Genomic DNA, 18,817 nt, shown 5'->3' with positions numbered 1-18,817 from the left:
TATTTCTTAGAATTTTCATTTAGATGTCATAACATCTAACATTGACCTTCATACTGACCAAAACAGTATAGGAAGTCAGATGTTAGCTTTATCTTTGGCCACGCTCTACAACTTAATCTGTTCAGTATTAACTAAGTTAACCGGAATCGTGTACATATCATATCAACAGTCGGTAGTGGTTCATACCATTACGCTAAGCCGCAATAACCCTTCTCCAAAAGAGGGAAGGAATGTTCTTGTTTGTGGACCTTCTCATTTGTTCAGGAAATAAGGATCGGTTTATGAGACAATACTTTAACAAATGGATCCGCATCTTTATCCTCTTCCTGACACTGGGCGGTACGGGCAGTGTTTTTGCACAGCAAACCAGGGTGAGTGGTACGGTTACCGATGCGAGTACTAAAGAAACCCTGCCTTATGTTTCCTATTCGATTACCGGAAGTACCCTTGGGGGAAGAACGGATGCGGATGGAAAATTCAATATCAGCCTCAACGGAGATTATACCACCTTGAAATTTAGTTATGTAGGGTATAAGCCGACCACTAAAGTCATCAAAGTAGGCACGGCTCAGGTCCTGAATGTACAATTGCAGCCGGAAGCAATGCTGATGAATGAAGTGGTGATTACGGCCGGAAAAAAGCCGCGTTACCGGAATAAAGAAAACCCGGCGGTAGAGCTGATCAGGAAAGTGATTGCCAATAAGGCAAAAAACAGAATGGAGCATTACGACTTTGTCGAATATCAGAAATATGAGCGGATGATGTTCTCTTTGAGTAATCTTTCTGATAAGTTTAGAAACAAACGCATGTTCCGCAATTACCAGTTCCTGTTTCAGGAGCAGGATTCTACAAAAATAGGGGGAAAGAATGTGCTTCCCGTATTTCAGCAGGAAAAACTGAGCAACAACTATTTCAAAAAGAACCCTGAGAAGACAAAGACAATCGTTATTGCAGATAAAAGAGTAAACTTTGATGAGCGTTTTATCGACAATCAGGGATTAAGCACTTATTTCGACAGGATGTATCAGGATATTGACATCTATGATAACAATATATCTGTGGTGAGTAACCAATTGCTCAGCCCTATTTCGGACGGCGCACCTTCTTTCTATAAGTTCTTTATTACCGATACCATTAAAAACCACAATCCACAGCTGGTGGAGCTTGCTTTTACGCCGAGAAACAACACTGATCTCCTGTTTGAAGGAAAGCTTTACATTACATTGGACGGAAACTACGCAGTACAGAATGCCTTTCTTACGGTAAATAAGAACATCAACCTGAATTTTGTCCGGGCATTGGAGGCTAAGCTGGATTTTGAGAAGAATCCGGATGATCGTTATCATTTGAGCAAAAGTAACCTGATTGTTGATTTTGGCCTGAGCAAGAAAGCCGGAAGCGGCTTTACGGGAGAAAGAACGGTCACCTTTAAAGATTATAAGATCAATAACCCACGTCCGGATACGGCCTATCGGGGCGCCGGACAATTGGTGGTCGTTCCCGATGCCGATAAAAGGTCAGAACAGTTCTGGGCAAACAACCGCCCTGAGCCCCTGAGTGCCGGCAATATGAAGGTCTATGGTAATCTGGATACGCTGCAATCGATACCTTCCTTTAAAAGGACGATGGATGTAGTGACCTTATTCTTTGCGGGTTATAAAGATTTTGGTCCTTTTGAAATGGGGCCTGTCAATACCTTTTATAGCTTTAACGGGGTAGAAGGTTTCCGTCTTCGTTTGGGAGGAAGAACAACGCCTTCATTAAGCAAGCGTTATTATTTTGAAACCTATGCCGCTTATGGATTCAAGGACGATAAATGGAAATATTTCCTGAGTGGAACTTATTCTCTGAACAACAAATCGATCTATGCCTTCCCGCAAAACTACCTCAGGGCCAGTTTTCAAAGGGATACGAAGATTCCGGGACAGGAGTTGCAGTTTGTACAGGAAGACAATTTCCTGCTTTCTTTCAAAAGAGGAGAGAACAATATGATGCTTTACAATGATTTTTACAGGCTTGACTATGTGCATGAGTTTGAAAATCACTTCTCTTATACACTGGGCCTGAGGAAATGGCAGCAGACGCCCGCAGGATCCCTTTATTTCAGTAATTATCCTGACAATGGGATTCTGGGCCGGACCAACCAGATCAGTACCTCTGAGGTCAGCTTAGGCCTGCGGTACGCACCACATGAGAAATTTTATCAGGGAAAAATATACAGGGTACCCATTATCGACCGTTTTCCGGTCTTTAATTTCCGCTATACTGCTGGTATAAAAGGAGTATTGGGAGGAGAATACAACTATCATAACTTTATGGGAAGTGTAGATAAGCGTTTTTACCTTTCACAGCTTGGTTATGCGGATGTGACGGTGGAAGGTGCCTATATTGTAGGGAAGGTTCCTTTTCCATTATTGGCCATTCACAGGGCAAATCAGACCTATGCTTACCAGCTGAATTCTTACAACCTGATGAATTTCATGGAATTTGTAAGTGATCATTATGCGAGTATCAATATCGATCAGAACTTTAATGGTTTCTTTTTCAATAAAATTCCTTTGCTTAAAAAGCTGAAATTGAGAGAGGTTGCCTCGTTTAAGGTGTTGTATGGTGGCTTACGCCAGGAAAACAATCCGGCATTGAACAGTGGTATTATGCAATTTGTACGAAATGAAAATGGTGTGCCGGTTACCAATTCCCTGAATAGAGATCCTTATATGGAAGGCAGTGTTGGTGTCGGAAACATCTTTAAAGTGCTCCGGGTCGATGCAGTGAAGAGATTCAGCTACCTGAATAATCCGGAGGTCTCCGGCTGGGGCATTCGGGCAAGGGTTAAATTTGATTTTTAAGCAGGAAGAAGGAGTGTTCCCTTATTCCGCGCTATATATGGATCCTGCTAATCAGTAGAATGATCCGGAAGTTGTTTCTTAAAAAGGCTATTAGATCGTTTCTAATGGCCTTTTTTGTGGAATACACATCTCATCGTATCTTAATTTTTAATCATTTGATTAAATCAAATAAATAATTATATATCTTTGTATCAGGATATCCTGTATCAAGATATAAAGCGGAAATCACCATATGGCAAAAACAGAAAAGCTGGAAACAGCAGATAGCTCTACAGAAGAGAAGATTAAAGAGGCGGCGGCAAAAGTGTTTACGCAGAAAGGATTTGCGGCTACACGGACCAGAGATATTGCGGAGGAAGCAGGAATTAACCTGGCTTTACTCAACTACTATTTCAGGAGCAAAGAGAAGCTGTTTGACCTGGTGATGATGGAAAGCCTTCAGAAATTTCTGTTGGGAGTGAGGGACATTCTGAATGATGTGAACAGTTCATTGACGGAAAAAATAAGCCAGCTGGCCAGCCATTATATTGACCTGTTGAAAGTCAATACTGACCTCCCGTTATTTATATTAAGTGAGATCAGAGCGAACCCGGCAAGGCTGGAAGCGAACATGGGAGCGAAGGAGATTTTGCTGCAATCTAACTTCTATAAACAACTTGAAGCGACGACTAAAAAGAAGGTAGATCCGGTACATTTTTTAATGAATATTTTCGGGCTTACCGTCTTTCCTTTTGTGGCAAGTCCGCTCCTGAGGATCATCGGAGAAAAGAGTAAAGCGGAGTTTGATGCCCTTATGGATGAGCGTAAAAAGATGATCCCGATCTGGATTGATGCGATGCTGAAAAGCATCTAAAATTTTTTAATATAGCGTTAGTCAAATGATTAAAACAAATTAATAAATTAATATTATGAGACACATATTCAGTTCTTTATGTTTGTTTATATTATGTAATTGTGTATATGGTCAGGAGCCGGCTTCTCTTTCTGTTGAGGAGAGCTATAGTTTAGCCAGGCAGCATTATCCCTTGCTAAAACAGCTGGAACTGATCGCTAAAACGGAAGCCTGGTCTGTTGGAAATGCAGCGAAAGGGTACCTCCCTCAATTGAACATCGGCGGGCAGGCGACGTATCAATCAGAGGTCACCACGATCCCGATTCATATCCCCGGAATGAACATCCCTCAGATGAGTAAAGATCAGTATAAGCTATACGGAGAGGCGACGCAATTGCTCTTTGATGGTGGCATGATCAGGCAGCAGCAGGAGTCCCTGAAATCAGGTTCGGGGATAGAGGCCCAGAAGGTAGAAGTAGAGCTGTACAAGCTGAAAGAACGCATCAATCAGTTGTTCTTTGGAATCCTGGTGTTGAAGGAACAGATTCAGCAAAACGAGCTGCTGAAAAGAGACATTCAGCTGGGCATCAACAAGACAGCAGCGGCCATTCAAAACGGGGTCGCCTTAAAGAGCAGTCTGGACATTCTACAGGCAGAGTTGCTCAAAGTAAAACAGCGTAGTACGGAGTTGAAGTTTACACTGAAAGGCTATGCAGATGTGCTTGGTCTGTTCGTCAACAGGAGGTTGGACGAACGCACAAATTACCTCAAACCGAAGCCGGTTGTGGAAGCCCTGACTGTTCTGCGGCCCGAATTGCAGCTGTACGATTTACAACGCAGGAACATGGATGTTCAGGAGAAAATCATCCGCGCTAAAAACCTGCCCAGGTTCAACCTGTTCTTTCAGGGAGGCTTTGGCCGGCCGGCATTAAATATGTTGAATAATGAATTGGAGCCCTATGCGATAGGTGGTATTAGATTAAGTTGGTCTTTAGCTGGCCTATATACCAGGAAAGGAGAAAAAGCCATCCTTGAGCTTAACCGTAAAAGCATAGATCTGCAAAAAGAAACCTTTCTTTTGAATACGAATTTTACCCTGAAACAGCAGGACGCAGAACTCAGTAAATTAAGGGAACTCCTGTCTGCAGACGATGAAATTATTGAACTGAGGACAAGGACCAAGAAGACCTTTTATGCGCAGCTTACGAACGGCATCATCAATAGCAATGATTACCTGAGGGAGGTCAATGCGGAGGATCAGGCCAGGCAAAATAAGATCCTTCACGAGGTTCAATTGCTCCTTGCCCAATATAATCAGCAAACAACTACAGGAAACTAATTTTTAAACAGAATCATGAAAACATTTTTATTAGCATCTGCAGGTTTCCTTCTATTGGTTTCCTGTAATGGAAAAAAGGCCGTTTCTGATGCCTCTGGTACTTTTGAAGGAAGGGAAACGATCGTTTCGGCGGAAGCAACAGGGCGGATCAATAGCCTGGTTTTAGAAGAAGGTCAGCTATTGGAGGTTGGGGATACGGTTGGACACATAGACAGCCTCCAGCTTTACCTGAAGAAAAAGCAGTTGCAGGCGCAGATCAATGCGGTATTGGGAAGAAAACCCGATATCCCGGCACAGCTGGCCGCTTATCGGGAGCAGTTAAAACAAGCGCTTAGAGAACAGGACCGGTTAAGTAATCTGGTAAAGGCCGATGCGGCTACCCCAAAGCAGCTCGACGATGCCAATGCACAGGTGGCGATCATCAGGAAACAGATCGCCGCACAGGAATCCAGTCTGGGAATCAGCTCCAGCGGTCTGAATAAAGAAGCCTTGCCACTAACTGCCCAGATCGAACAACTGAACGATCAGCTCGCAAAAACTAACCTGATTAACGGGGTAAAGGGGACCGTGCTGACCAAGTATGTGGAGGCCGGAGAAATGGCTGTCGCAGGAAAACCTTTGTATAAAATCGCTGACCTTTCTACGATAGTTTTACGGGCTTATTTTACTGTTAATCAATTGTCGTCGATAAAATTAGGGCAGGTAGTTAAAGTGTTGGTTGATGCAAGTGACGGTCAGTATAAAACCTACGAAGGCGTCATCGAATGGATCAGTGCCAGGGCTGAATTTACCCCTAAAACCATCCAGACCAAAGAAGAGCGGGCCAACCTGGTTTACGCGGCTAAGATCAGACTGAAAAACGATGGTTATCTGAAAATAGGCATGTATGCCGAGGTTGGTTTATAAGCAAAGCCATGGAAAGTTTATATGCCATTGAGCTACGTAAAATCACCAAAACCTACGGTAAAGAAAAGCAGGTGGCGGTAGATGAGGTTTCCTTCCACGTCAATAAAGGAGAGTTGTTCGGATTGATCGGCCCTGATGGTGCGGGTAAGACGAGCATTTTCAGGATCCTGACCACCCTGTTGCTCGCAGAGCAGGGCGAGGCCTGGGTGGAAGGTTTTGAGGTTAGACATGAGTATCGGGAGATCCGGAAAATTGCAGGTTATATGCCGGGGAAGTTTTCGCTGTATCCGGACCTTACCGTAGCGGAGAACCTGAACTTTTTTGCGACGGTTTTCGATACTACGGTTGCCGAAAATTACGAATTGATCAAAGATATTTATATCCAGATCGAGCCTTTTAAAGACCGCAGGGCCGGAAAACTTTCCGGCGGAATGAAACAAAAGCTGGCCTTATGCTGTGCATTGATCCATAGACCAAGGGTCTTGTTCTTAGATGAACCGACCACAGGCGTAGACCCGGTATCGAGAAAAGAGTTCTGGGAGATGCTCAAAAAGCTGAAAATGCAGGGGATTACCATCATCGTATCCACGCCTTACATGGACGAAGCATCGCTCTGCGACCGGATTGCGCTCATTCAATATGGCAAAATCTTATCTGTTGATACGGCCGAAAATATGGTAAAGAACTATCCTGAGCAACTGTACGCAGTCAAATCAAATCAAATGTACCTGCTCCTGAAATCACTTAGGAAGTATCCGGAGGTATTGGATTGCTATGCTTTTGGGGAATATGCCCATGTTGCTTTCAAAAATGCTTTTGAAGCTGCTCCGCTGGAAGCTTATCTCAGGAAAGAGGGCTTATCTGAGATCGAAATGAAAGCGGTAGAGGCCAGTATCGAGGATTGTTTTATCAAACTATTGAAATCCTGATGAAATGAAGGAAATCGTCATAAAAACAGATCGGCTCAGCAAGCGCTTCGGCGACTTCATTGCGGTGAATGAAATCAGCTTTGAGGTGCAGAAAGGGGAGATATTTGGTTTTCTGGGGGCAAATGGTGCTGGGAAAACAACGGCCATGCGGATGCTCTGCGGGCTTTCTATTCCTTCTTCCGGAACGGCGGAAATTGCAGGCTTTGAGGTGTATAAACAAGCGGAGCAGATCAAAAGAAACATTGGTTATATGAGTCAGAAATTCTCTTTGTATGAAGACCTGACCGTATCGGAGAACATCAGTTTCTTTGCCGGTATATATGGGTTGACCAACAGGGAGATCAAAGAAAAAGGTGAAGCATTGGTTGAGCAGTTAGGACTGGAAAAAGAAACGAAGAAACTGGTTGGGAGCTTGCCTCTGGGCTGGAAGCAAAAGCTTTCTTTCTCAGTAGCGGTGCTGCATGAGCCAAAGATTGTGTTTCTTGATGAACCTACCGGAGGGGTAGACCCAGTGACGCGAAGACAGTTCTGGGACCTGATCTACGAGGCTTCAGCAAAAGGGATTACCATTTTTGTAACGACGCATTATATGGACGAAGCAGAATATTGCGACCGGATCTCTATCATGGTTGACGGAAGGATTGCTGCACTGGATAGCCCTTCAAAGCTCAAAACCCAATTTAAGGCAGGCACAATGGATGAAGTTTTTTACCAGCTGGCCAGAGGGGCCAAACGAGGCGATTAAAACCTGGAACTCATGAAACAGTTTGTAAATTTTGTAAGAAAGGAATTTTTCCATGTGATGAGGGACAGAAAAACCTTGCTCATCTTATTTGGAATGCCGGTGGCGCAGATCCTGATCTTTGGTTTCGCGCTGACCAATGAGGTGAAGAATTCCAAACTCATTGTCTTTGACCAGGCAAAAGATCCGGCCTCACAGGAACTCATCGCTAAAATCGAAGCGAGCAGGTATTTTGAGGTAGAAAGGTCCGTGATGAATGAGCAGCAAATGGAAGCGGTCTTCAGACAAGGGGAAATCAAAATGGCCATTGTCTTTCCGGCAGGGTTCAATTCGGGACTCCTTCATGAACATCATGCACAGGTTCAGGTGATTGCGGATGCTTCCGATCCCAATACGGCAAATATGCTGAGTAATTACCTGTCAGCTATTGTCATGGATTACCAAAGTACACGGAGCAAAAGCCTGGTGCTGCCGTACCGGATTGTTCCGGAAGTCCGGATGCTGTACAATCCACAACTCAAAGGAGCACCTAATTTTGTTCCAGGGGTAATGGCGTTGGTCTTAATGTTGGTCTGTGTGATGATGACGGCCATTTCTATCGTGAAGGAAAAAGAAACCGGGACGATGGAAGTATTGCTGGTTTCTCCTTTCAAGCCGATTTTGGTGATCATTTCCAAAACGGTTCCTTATCTGATCCTTTCTTTGGTGAATGTCGCTTCCATTCTTTTGCTGAGTGTCTTTGTGCTGGAGCTTCCTGTGAACGGAAGCGTGCTGCTGCTCTTTGGGGAAAGCGTCCTGTTTATCATCACCTGCCTCACTGTAGGGATTTTCATTTCCGTGAAAACCGATTCTCAACAGGTGGCGATGCTGATTTCTCTGATGGGCATGTTGTTGCCTACTGTGCTGTTTAGCGGTTTTATGTTTCCCATAGAAAATATGCCTTACCCGTTACAGCTGTTTTCAAACGTCGTTCCGGCGAAATGGTTTTACATCATCGTGAAATCAATCATGATCAAAGGGCTTGGATTTGAGGCCATCTGGAAGGAAACGCTAATCCTGGCCGGCATCACGGTCGTTTTACTGGTGATCAGTTTAAAAAGTTTTAAAATCCGACTGTCATGAGAACGATCAGATTCCTGCTTCAAAAAGAATTCAGACAGATTTTCCGCAACCGGGCCATTTTGCTCCTGATCGGGGTGATGCCGGTGATGCAATTGCTGATCCTTCCCCTGGCGGCAAATTATGAAGTGAAGAACATCAACCTGTCTGTGGTAGACCATGACCATTCCGGTTATGCACAAAAATTGGTTGCGAAGGTCACTGCCTCCGGATATTTTAAGCTCAGAGGCTATGGGGCTTCGTTTAAGGAAGAATTAAAGAAGATTGAATCAGATGAGGCAGATTTGATTTTGGAGATCCCTGAGGGCTTTGAACGCAATCTTATCCGGGAAGACCAACAACAATTGTTTATCGCGGTAAATGCGATCAACGGGGTAAAGGCAAACCTTGGGGGAGCCTACCTGACCAGCATCATCAAAAATTTTAATGAAGAAATTCGAATAGAACTGCTTCCTCCGGGGCGCTTTAATCCGGGGCCGGTCATAGAAATCATCGCTTCCAACTGGTATAATCCGCTGATGGAATACCGGTTTTATATGGTTCCGGGAATTCTGGCCATTCTGGTCACGATGATTGGAGGCTTTCTCTCTGCTTTGAATATCGTGAAAGAGAAGGAGTTTGGTACGATCGAACAAATCAATGTAACACCCATTAAAAAACATCATTTTATCCTCGGAAAACTCATCCCTTTCTGGGTATTGGGAAACATCGTCTTTAGTCTGGGACTGTTGGTGGCCTGGCTGATCTATGGCATTATCCCGATAGGAAGTCTCCTTGTGCTCTATGGTTTTTTAGCTGTTTACCTTTTGGCGATCCTGGGCTTCGGGCTGCTCATTTCTACTTTCTGTGATACACAGCAACAGGCGATGTTTATCATGTTCTTTTTCATGATGGTCTTTATTTTGATGGGTGGCTTGTTCACTTCCATCGATAGTATGCCGGATTGGGCGAAGCTGGTCTCGAGATTTAATCCGGTCAGTTACCTCATTGAGGTGATGCGGATGGTAATCCTCAAGGGGAGTGGATGGAGAGACATATGGCCGCAGTTTGGGATCATTACGCTATTTGCAGTCGTGCTGAATGCCTATGCGGTTATCAATTATAAAAAGACGAATTAGCTTTTTTTTTGACAATCGGCTGGATAACTTTTTTTTTGAAATATCTAGCTTTGCATGATATCTTAATAATCGCTTTTATGAAACATATTCAAGTAATCGGCAGACTGGTAGTGATGTTGGTGTTATTCGGTACATGTGCTGCTGCTGTTGCTCAGACTGCTGATAAGAGTGATCCTTCTCCTTTGAAATTTCCCACACCAAAAGGAATAAAAAACCAATTGTTTTACCTGCAGAGAGATCCCAATACCAATACCATCATTTGCGAACTTAACGTAGAAGCAAATGGTCAGGTGAACAGGAAAGAGCCTATTCTCGTTTATTGGCTGCGTTATAGTGAAAAAGGAGAGAAGAAAGACCTGAATTATATCCAAAGAAAATTTGCCTACGGTATTCAGGCCAAAGAAATCGGTAAGGACCAGTTTGAACTTCGTTTTGTTTCTCATAAAAAAATCCCGATGTACCTGATGGAATCAAAAGATGACCATAAGTTTCATGTGTATGTGACGGTAAACAACAAGAAAATTGAGCTGGACAAGATCTTTTTAAGGATTGAAGGTGGTTCATTCTGGTTGCCAAACGTAAAGTATGTGGAACTGACCGGAACAAATACCGCCAATAATGCCCCCGTCATCGAAAGAATTAAAGTCTAAGCGACTCCGGCCAAATTTTCTACCGATATTTTTATTCCTTTTACCGATGCTATTCGGCCATATGGCCCTCCAGGCATTGCTCTGCCTTGATATACGCGGTAGTTTTGAAGAAAAAAAAATCATGGAAACCTTAACTAATAACAACAACAAATTTAATCGTCATATTATTGCAGGTGTGATTGTCACCGCTCTTGGATTGCTCTTAATGCTCGATAATCTGGGCCTTAACCTGCCACACTGGATTCTTTCCTGGCATACCGTAATGCTTGGGATAGGTTTGCTGATTGGTTACCGTAAAGATTTTAAGGTTTCCGGTTGGCTGGTACTGGTGATCATCGGCGGGATTTATACTTTAAAAGACATTGCCTTCTTTGACCTGTCCAGATTTACCAGTGCATTGGTCCTAATCGGACTGGGTGCTTATCTGCTCCTGAAACCAAATAAGAAACCTGCGTTCTGGGACTTCAGCGATAAAAAGCCAATCGATTTTGGAAATAAGAATGAAGCCTGAAAGCAGGGAAAGGAAATTACATTAGTATAATCGTTTTTTAGTATTCTTGCTTAAATATACTTTTACAGACAGGGAACTTAAATGATTATACTAATGAAAATTAAGCAAGCGGTTATAGGCTGCAATTTATTGATCCTCTTGTTTGTTGCTGCCTGCACTACCGATGCTGCTAAAAAGAAAACACCGGATCTTAAAACCGATGTTGCTTCTGTGGCCAATGCGCCCACAGCAGAAGGAGACCAGTCGGCACTGGTCAGAATGCTGCTAAAATCCCATCATATCTATCCTTTCTATATCAGGCTTTCCAAGGATTCAACAGGGATTTATTTTGTGTTGTTTCAGGAGTTTGCGGATAAAAAAGCATCTAAAAATCTTTATTTCTCTTCGGAAGAAAAGTTACAGCTTTATGCGGCCAAGGTCCGGCTGACCGGGGATAAAGAAGTCAGGGTGATCAGTAAAGCGCTGATTTTGGAAGAAGAGTCTACTTATTGCGTGATTGATTCAAATATCAATGAGGTGACGGTTGCTGGCAGAAAGTACGCGAGCCTTACTTACGACAAGGAGTTTATGGGGACGGCTATAACGGAAAAATTTATTGATTTTCAACTCATCGATTTAAATAGTCTGGAACATTACACCCTGGACTTTGCAGGACATCATTCCTGGAAATGTGAGGACTGCCTGGAGGGGGAGCTTGTCAATAAAAAAGCGCTGAAAGGAAAGGGGGATATTTTATCCTTCTTAGAGGGGATGGCACTGAAATCTCCCCGCATCTATCACCCTTCTGAAAAAGATAAAGATCCCTATCATGTGATTAACTATGAGGTCAAATGGGAAAAAGACAACAACGCGAGTAACCATATGGCAAACGGTCATGGTGAGTTGGACGTTCCATTGAAATCTACTTATTACCGCACCAACCTCTTCAATTTACAGCAGGGGAGCGAATTTGAAACCGCGGAAAATGAGCAATACCTGTTTAAGAGTTACTTTTGCGGTTCAGTTATTGGCTTCGACAAACAACGCAAGCTATATTTCCCTTTAATGATTGAGGACTGCAATGCGATGTGCTCAAAAAAACTAAGCATTAATGCAGAGGGTGTGTTAAAGCTTAGCTACGAGGAAGATGATTTCTATGAGGTTCCGTTAAAAGAACTCATTTTTGATAAGCAAAAAGAAAAATAATTCAAAGGGTCTCATTTGATCCAATTCTTCTTCCTTCGTTCCCTGTTCGATCACGACAGTTAACCGGAACGTCCCATGAACGTACCAAGTACGCCTTTTTATGCCAAAATACATTCCTGGTGTATTTTTGACAGGTTTCCGGGACATTCCGGTTAACTGTTATAATCGAAGGATGATCCTGTTGCAATTCTTCCGGAATGGAGTTGTCCTTAACGGACCCAAAAAAACGCCCTGCAGGTATGGACCTGCAAGGCATCACTATTAAACCCCCCGGTATAATATTCCTGATTTCTCTAAAAAACCTTTTTATTTTAAACGCAAGGTTAAATTAGTCAAAAACAACTGAACAAATGACTTTATTGATGTTCATTTTTATTCATTTTTTATGACCGGATAAACCATTGAGAAAAACGAATTACGTTTAAGTGTTGTGGTTTTAAAATAAAATTGCAAAATTTATATAAATTAACCAAATAAAATCATCCTATGAATAAAAAGTTTTTAATTGCCCTGTTTGCCGGACTGGCATTTAGCGCTTGCGAAAAAGGAATTACGGGTAATGCCGGATTAAATGAGCTGTCTCTTAAGAAATCTGATCTGGTTGCTGAAGTGATGGTTCCGGGGGTAAGTCTGAAGGCCGATGGCCCGGGTGGAACCTACAACCTGATCAATAGTGTTTTGGGAGGGAATGCCTGTGAAGTCCCGGATTGTGTTCATGCTCAGGACCACATTGCAGAAATATTTGACAGTAGTTTAAACACGAATGTATTCGTTTTCTCGGCACATGTGAGCCAGGATAACGACCGTTGTCAGAATTTTGACCGCCAGCGTACGGAAATAAAAACCTATAACGCATCTCCGGACCATCTTAAAGCAACCAATGGCGAGACGGTGACCTATCGCTGGAAATTTAAACTGGATGCAGGTTTTCAGGCTTCTTCCAGCTTTACCCATCTGCACCAGATTAAAGCAGTAGATGGAGATGATTCCATTCCTCTGATTACCCTTTGCGCCCGTTATGGGGCCAGTAATACCGATAAAATGGAGCTGATACATGTTAATTCTTCAGGAACGACCACAAAGGTGAAGCTCGCCAATCTGTCGCTATTCCGGGGAAACTGGGTGGAGGTCGTGGAGAAAATCACCTTTGGAAGCAATGGTAAATATGATATTTCTGTTAAAAAAATAAGCGATGGTACCGTACTGCTGGCTTATAACAATACGAATATGGATTTATGGCGCACAGGAGCGTCGTTTTGCCGGCCAAAATGGGGGATATACCGTAGCTTAAATAATGCGGTGCGGTTAAGGGACGAGGAAGTTCGTTTTGCCGATTTCTGTATTGCTGAGGGAACAGCGGCATGTCAGTAACGGTGCAGCCCTAACACTGTGATAAATCAATGAGCTCCTGTTTTATGGCGAATAAGACCAGGCCTGTTCTGGACTTCAGGTCGAATTTTTGAAACAGCTCCTGTCTGTAATTGTCGATGGTATGTGGACTTAGGTTCATCTGATCCGCGATTTCTTTATAGGTGAGCTCGGAGCAGCAGAGCTGGAGGAATTTCATCTCGTTGGCACTTAGCTGGGTGGATAGCGGATTGGAAAGGTGCTCGTTTTGAATGCTTCTCAGGAGTTTCCCCGAAACAAGGTCGTTTAAATAATAACCTTGTTGATTGATGATTTTAACGGCATTAACCAGATCGCTGGTCTTAGATTCTTTGAGCAGGTAACCACCTGCTCCGCTTTTAAGCATTTTTATAATTGGTTTATCTTCTTCAAACATGCTTAATGCCAGGATTTTGATGTCCGGGTATTGTTGCTTTAACCATGAAGTTGCTTCATACCCATCCAATACAGGCATGCTGATGTCCATCAATATCACTTCCGGAAGGGGATGAAGGTCTATTTTTTCCTTCATCTCTGCTCCGTTGGCCGCATCAAACACAATGTTCACTTCGGGGAATTCTGACAACAGGCTGATTAGACCCTGGCGAAATAAGGTATGGTCATCAATGATGGCTATAGGGATGCTTTTTTGGTCCATGGGTCTTTAAAAAGGGCTATTTAATAGGGAATGGTGATGGTGGTTTTTGTTCCGGTTCCAGGCGCAGTATCAAAGGATACTGTTCCGCCTATCATAGCTACTCTTTTTTGTATATTCTGCAGGCCCATGCCTTTATGCAGTTTCTTGATTTCAGTAAAGTTAAATCCAATTCCGTCATCAGCAATTGATAAAATTAACAGGTCATTTATAAATTCCAAGTTAATAATTATTTCCAAAGCTTTTGCATGCCGGATAATATTATGGAGGGTTTCCTGAAATAAGCGGAAGATAATCGTCTCTTTTCCGGCCTTTGCCGGTAATGTTTTTACGGAACTGTGGTAACGGATTTTGAATAGCTGAGATTTCTCCAGCCAATCCAGCTCAAATGCAATCGCACCGATCAAACCCCTGCTGATGAGTTCTTCTCCATCTAATAATCGGGAGAGCGCACGGAGCTCCTTTACCGACCTTTTGGCCAGATCTTCAGCTGCCGCAATTTTCTCCTTCGCCTTTGCGGGATCGTTGATATTGATGGAGCTTAGGGTAATAATGGTCAGACCGAGCAATTGTCCGATGTTGTCATGAAGGTCGGAGGCCACAGTTTTCAGGGTTTGTTCCTGCACCTCCATCTGAGACCTGAGGAGTTCATTTTCAAATGCTTTTTTTAGTGATTCGGTTTCCTCATTGTGTTTCTTCTTACGGCGGTTATACAGGCTTACGTACGCAATCATAAAAAGCGGGGCAATCAGGAATATGATGGTAATCAGGCTAATGAGGAAGAAGACTTCCTTTGAAGATATTTGCATAAGAAAGCGTAAGACCAACAGCAATATAGCAATACATTAAGTATATTGAAAATAATGTACCTGATAGAATGGGCAAAATTGGAAATCTTGTCCTGAATCAGGTAATCAAAGAAAATATTTGTCGAAGTACTTCCGAAATAGAAGATTAGCGTTCCATTGACCCACCAGAAAGGGGCGTAATTGTATAGCCGCTCAAATTTTTCGTCTTTCAGGATGAGGTAATAAAAATACAGACTGGCCAATACAAAAACCAACGACAATACAGAAGCTGTTTTAAAGGTGAAGCTTAAGAAATGGTTGTTCATCAATTCTCCAAAAAACAAAAGGGTAAAAACACTAAGCCAGACCATTAGCCATTTGGTTTTATTAACGTATCTCTTATACAGATAATAGAAAAAAGTACTGATAAAGCCGCATTCTATCAATAGAAACACATTATATAAAGGCAGGTTCGACTGATTTAAAACTTTCCTGATGTGAATGGCAGAAACTTCTGTAGCACAGGTAAAAAGCAGGTAAAGGATACAGAGCCTCCATATTGGATCCCTGTCTTTATAGAGGCAAAGGCATGCAATAAGGAGGCAAAAGAATTCTATTACGGTATTGACGGTAAAATAGAGGGTCATTTTTTTTGAGGAATGGTATCAGAAATTAGTGTGGCACCGATATCCTGACAATTTGCAGGAGGAGGGCACATCTCGCCACGGTTTTCCGGCGTGGTGGATAGAATCATGCCATTCGCAGCTTTACTGTTGATCTTATCATTGTAATAATCCCGGTGATAACCCAGGCTGTCTTTAGTAGAAACCATAATCAGCGTGTTGTGGTTCCAGTATTCTTTAATCGGGACATGGGTTTTGCTTTGTGCATTGTAGGTACTGTCGTAAGTAGCAAAGTAGAACCGGATTCCGTCCCCGCCTTCGGCCTCAATCTTTTTAACCAGGTTTTTAAGCCTTTCAATATCGAACCATACTGCACGGGTATCCGGCAGGTTCTTGCCATCGGAGCGCACTGTTCCGGCTCTTTGTGCATAATTGGCCACATAGTTTTTTGCTTCCTGTATGCTCAGGGAATCGTCTGAAGGGGTTGAAATTTTTTCCCGGGCAGTGTCAACAGATTTGTTCTGACATGCAGTGATCATACCAGCCGTCAGGGCCAGTCCAATCATGGTTGTTTTAAGCGTCATAAAGATGATTTTAGGGTTTAATTAAAATTAACATTATTATTATGTTTAAGGAAATTAATTTTCAATTTTATCTGGAAATGCTACTTTTAAAAAGGCCAGGGGAAGCCTTTTTAAAGTAGCTGAGATATGGGGAGAGCGTATCTTTTTAACCTAAATATTGCATCGAATGATAATTGAAATTTCCTGGCATGAAGAGGTTCATGTTTTGATCAGTTAAGGGGCTATCTTTCGGATTGAGGGGGATGATATGGTTTGATATGCTGAATAGTGTTTGAAAAAGGCTGGGTGTAGCAGGAATGTAAAGCGTCCTGCAAATGAAGTTTTCCATAGTTGAATTTAACCCGAATGCAATGATATAGTCTTGTTTGCCCAATTGTAGGCTATTGAAATTTAGCGTGCCGGATGGCTGATGCATTTTGATCTGATGAATCTGTATCGCCGCATTGAAGGATTGGACTAAAGCACCCTGCCAGATTGCAGCAAAATATCCGGGAGCTCTGGAACCCGGTGAAATATTAAAATCGATTTTTACGCTGGTATTGCTGGAAATGAATCCTGAGAATTTTAAGTCGACTTTTGATGTTTTCAAGGCTTGTAATTCCATATGTCTAAAGCTCCTTTAAAACTTTTAGGAATAATAAGCTGAAAACCACTTTTTTTTACAGTGCTTTTGTGCCTTTTATTGGTAATGGTGGATCTGTTGATATATTATTCTATTCTTCAAACAAAAAAGCGACCTTGCAAAGAAAAACTGGTATGCAGAAGCTTTTTTCTTCATTGTTAGGTGTTGGATTAATTTCTTTTTCAGTTTCCTGTGGAACGTACAAGGCTGCGGCTGAAATAAAACTGAAAACTACCAGCCATTTTAACTATTTAGGGAGTTGCGAATTGCCTTATGGATTACAGTACCGGCAGACTACCGTAGGCGGATTGTCGGGGATTGATTACGATCCTGTACATCAGGTATACTATTTAATCAGCGATGACCGTTCTGCTATTAATCCTGCACGCTTTTATACCGCAAAGATTAAACTAACAGCGAACGGGATTGATACGGTAATGCTTACCGGGACCCAAAAGTTGCCTGTTCAAAGAAAAGGCGTACCGGATCCCGAAGCAATCCGCTATTCGCCTGTATCCGGGAGGCTTGTCTGGAGCAGTGAAGGTGATCGAAATATAAAATCGGGCAGTGCGACATTAATTGATCCGTCGATACAGCTCATTTCAAGGAAGGGAAAAATTATTCAGAATTTTATATTGCCGGAGTCATTGAAAATGAGTACGATGGAATCGGGACCACAAAATAATGAGGTACTGGAAGGGCTTACATTTTCAGGAGACGGAAAAATACTGTATGCCAGTATGGAGGGGCCACTTTATGAAGATAAATTACCTGCTTTTCAACGTGTTTATCAGTTTGACGTAGCCTCAGGAGTCAATACAGCGCAGTATTTTTATAAAAGTGAAAAAGGATACGGGATTACGGATATCCTGAATGTGAATGACCGGCAGTTCTTATTCACAGAAAGGAGTTGGTCTAAAGAAACCAAGCGGCTTACCGTAATGGTATATCTGGCAGATTTTCAGGGAGCAACAGATCTTATGCAGTATACCGACAGGGGAGGATCGGAAGCTATACCTATCAGGAAAAAACTATTGCTGGATTTTTCAAAGTTGAGTTTTCCGGTTGACAATATCGAAGGAGCGACATTAGGCCCCCAATTGCCTAACGGACACCCGACATTGCTTTTTGTTTCGGATAATAATTTTAATCCGGAGCAGATTACACAGTTCTTGCTGTTTGAGCTGGTTCTGTGAGTCTTCATAAATAATTTATGGTCTATCGCTCTCATCTATCCGCTCTTTTACAGCTATTCCCTGCTTACTGGCTTTTAATTCCTTTGAAAGTAAAGCATATAATTCCATAGGAGAGCCCCACATATTTTCTACTCTGTCTTTTATGGAAAGCTCCCAAAATTTGGCAACCTCCTGAACTGCAATCAAGCTCACAGGAGAATCAGGGTATTTCTTAATAAAAGTTATCAAACTTCGATTTTTTGCCCGTACACATAAAGTTTTCTCCTCAAACTGTTTAGTCATTACCCCTCCACTGATGATTTCTGCAGCATTCATTTTTTCCTGATCCTCAATACTGAATTTCAGGTCCTCCAATATAATTCTTTTTAGCCTTCCTTCACGGCCCAAAATCCAAACACCCTGATCTATTTTTGATTTCAACTCGTCTTTAGTAATGTTATCTTTTTCATCGATAAATATACATGTTGGACTATATAGGCGATCAAGACTATCGGTTCCTATGAATGAAAAAACATTATTAACTATTGGAGCTTTAATAAATATCTTACCATCATGAGGGGTTGCTAAGTAAGCATATTTAGCGTCTCCTAAATTCTTAACTGTTCCCTGAATATTAAAATGGACGGATTGTGCATTTAACAAAACCGGCATAAATAAAAAAAACAATCCAGCTGAAATTTTCATATATTAATTTTTTTTATCTTAAAATTAAGATTATTAGATTTTATAATAAAAAGATAAAGCATAGTTTTTTTAAAAACAAAACCTACTATTGAGTCAATT

General features: G+C 42.2%; 19 protein-coding genes. 13 read left to right on the top strand and 6 right to left on the bottom strand.

Annotation, left to right across the window (positions count from 1 at the left end):
* Positions 1–281 precede the first annotated feature (281 nt).
* The 12 genes from BLQ87_RS19470 to BLQ87_RS19410 all read left to right on the top strand — a co-directional run bounded on the left by BLQ87_RS19470 (position 282) and on the right by BLQ87_RS19410 (position 13,551).
* Positions 282–2,849: a DUF5686 and carboxypeptidase-like regulatory domain-containing protein gene (locus BLQ87_RS19470; protein WP_074610121.1), complete on the top strand. Its 2,568-nt coding sequence runs from the start codon at positions 282–284 to the stop codon at positions 2,847–2,849.
* A gap of 232 nt (positions 2,850–3,081) precedes the next feature.
* Positions 3,082–3,702 (top strand): TetR/AcrR family transcriptional regulator, encoded by a 621-nt coding sequence (locus BLQ87_RS19465; RefSeq protein ID WP_074610119.1) that lies wholly within the window; start codon positions 3,082–3,084, stop codon positions 3,700–3,702.
* 55 nt (positions 3,703–3,757) lie between these two features.
* The gene (locus BLQ87_RS19460; RefSeq protein ID WP_074610116.1) at positions 3,758–5,020 is read left to right on the top strand and encodes a TolC family protein; all 1,263 of its coding nucleotides are present in this window, start codon (positions 3,758–3,760) and stop codon (positions 5,018–5,020) included.
* A gap of 15 nt (positions 5,021–5,035) precedes the next feature.
* Positions 5,036–5,926, top strand: a complete 891-nt coding sequence (locus BLQ87_RS19455) for an HlyD family secretion protein (protein WP_074610114.1) — start codon at positions 5,036–5,038, stop codon at positions 5,924–5,926.
* Positions 5,927–5,934: 8 nt separating this feature from the next.
* On the top strand, positions 5,935–6,855 hold the full coding sequence (locus BLQ87_RS19450) for an ABC transporter ATP-binding protein (RefSeq protein ID WP_074610113.1): 921 nt from the start codon (positions 5,935–5,937) through the stop codon (positions 6,853–6,855).
* A gap of 4 nt (positions 6,856–6,859) precedes the next feature.
* Positions 6,860–7,600: an ABC transporter ATP-binding protein gene (locus BLQ87_RS19445; RefSeq protein WP_074610111.1), complete on the top strand. Its 741-nt coding sequence runs from the start codon at positions 6,860–6,862 to the stop codon at positions 7,598–7,600.
* A gap of 12 nt (positions 7,601–7,612) precedes the next feature.
* Positions 7,613–8,719 (top strand): ABC transporter permease, encoded by a 1,107-nt coding sequence (locus tag BLQ87_RS19440; RefSeq protein WP_074610109.1) that lies wholly within the window; start codon positions 7,613–7,615, stop codon positions 8,717–8,719.
* Entirely contained in the window at positions 8,716–9,834 is a 1,119-nt protein-coding gene (locus tag BLQ87_RS19435; RefSeq protein WP_074610107.1) for an ABC transporter permease, read from the top strand. The genes BLQ87_RS19440 and BLQ87_RS19435 overlap by 4 nt, the downstream gene beginning before the upstream one ends.
* 77 nt (positions 9,835–9,911) lie before the next feature.
* A complete protein-coding gene (locus BLQ87_RS19430) occupies positions 9,912–10,484 on the top strand; it encodes a DUF4833 domain-containing protein (RefSeq protein ID WP_074610105.1) in 573 nt (190 codons plus the stop codon).
* Between the two features lie 121 nt (positions 10,485–10,605).
* Positions 10,606–10,995, top strand: coding sequence for a LiaF transmembrane domain-containing protein (locus BLQ87_RS19425; RefSeq protein ID WP_074610788.1), 390 nt, complete (start codon positions 10,606–10,608; stop codon positions 10,993–10,995).
* Between the two features lie 93 nt (positions 10,996–11,088).
* Complete coding sequence (locus BLQ87_RS19420) at positions 11,089–12,180, top strand: hypothetical protein (protein WP_074610103.1); 1,092 nt, start codon at positions 11,089–11,091, stop codon at positions 12,178–12,180.
* Between the two features lie 486 nt (positions 12,181–12,666).
* Positions 12,667–13,551 carry a heparin lyase I family protein gene (locus BLQ87_RS19410; protein ID WP_074610100.1) on the top strand — a complete coding sequence of 295 codons (885 nt, stop codon included), beginning with the start codon at positions 12,667–12,669 and terminating at the stop codon, positions 13,549–13,551.
* Positions 13,552–13,561: 10 nt separating this feature from the next.
* Here BLQ87_RS19410 and BLQ87_RS19405 read toward each other — a convergent pair whose 3' ends face one another.
* From BLQ87_RS19405 to BLQ87_RS19385, 5 genes are all read right to left on the bottom strand, one after another.
* Positions 13,562–14,224, bottom strand: a complete 663-nt coding sequence (locus BLQ87_RS19405; protein ID WP_074610098.1) for a response regulator transcription factor — start codon at positions 14,222–14,224, stop codon at positions 13,562–13,564.
* A gap of 20 nt (positions 14,225–14,244) precedes the next feature.
* Positions 14,245–15,030, bottom strand: coding sequence for a sensor histidine kinase (locus tag BLQ87_RS19400; RefSeq protein ID WP_083361959.1), 786 nt, complete (start codon positions 15,028–15,030; stop codon positions 14,245–14,247).
* Positions 14,988–15,656, bottom strand: coding sequence for a hypothetical protein (locus BLQ87_RS33565; RefSeq protein ID WP_074610095.1), 669 nt, complete (start codon positions 15,654–15,656; stop codon positions 14,988–14,990). Before BLQ87_RS33565 ends, BLQ87_RS19400 begins: the two co-directional genes overlap by 43 nt.
* A complete protein-coding gene (locus tag BLQ87_RS19390) occupies positions 15,653–16,216 on the bottom strand; it encodes a hypothetical protein (protein WP_074610093.1) in 564 nt (187 codons plus the stop codon). Before BLQ87_RS19390 ends, BLQ87_RS33565 begins: the two co-directional genes overlap by 4 nt.
* Before the next feature lie 145 nt (positions 16,217–16,361).
* The gene (locus BLQ87_RS19385) at positions 16,362–16,820 is read right to left on the bottom strand and encodes a hypothetical protein (protein WP_074610091.1); all 459 of its coding nucleotides are present in this window, start codon (positions 16,818–16,820) and stop codon (positions 16,362–16,364) included.
* Between the two features lie 152 nt (positions 16,821–16,972).
* Between BLQ87_RS19385 and BLQ87_RS19380 the strand changes: the two genes are divergently transcribed.
* On the top strand, positions 16,973–18,034 hold the full coding sequence (locus BLQ87_RS19380) for an esterase-like activity of phytase family protein (RefSeq protein WP_074610786.1): 1,062 nt from the start codon (positions 16,973–16,975) through the stop codon (positions 18,032–18,034).
* Positions 18,035–18,049: 15 nt separating this feature from the next.
* On the opposite strand, the gene BLQ87_RS19375 is transcribed toward BLQ87_RS19380, so the two are convergent.
* Entirely contained in the window at positions 18,050–18,718 is a 669-nt protein-coding gene (locus BLQ87_RS19375) for a DUF4369 domain-containing protein (RefSeq protein WP_074610089.1), read from the bottom strand.
* Between the last annotated feature and the right edge of the window lie 99 nt (positions 18,719–18,817).

The organism is Pedobacter steynii (genome assembly GCF_900103665.1).
In the GTDB taxonomy this organism is placed as follows: Bacteria; Bacteroidota; Bacteroidia; order Sphingobacteriales; family Sphingobacteriaceae; genus Pedobacter; species Pedobacter steynii.
This window is presented reverse-complemented; position numbering and strand designations above follow the sequence as displayed.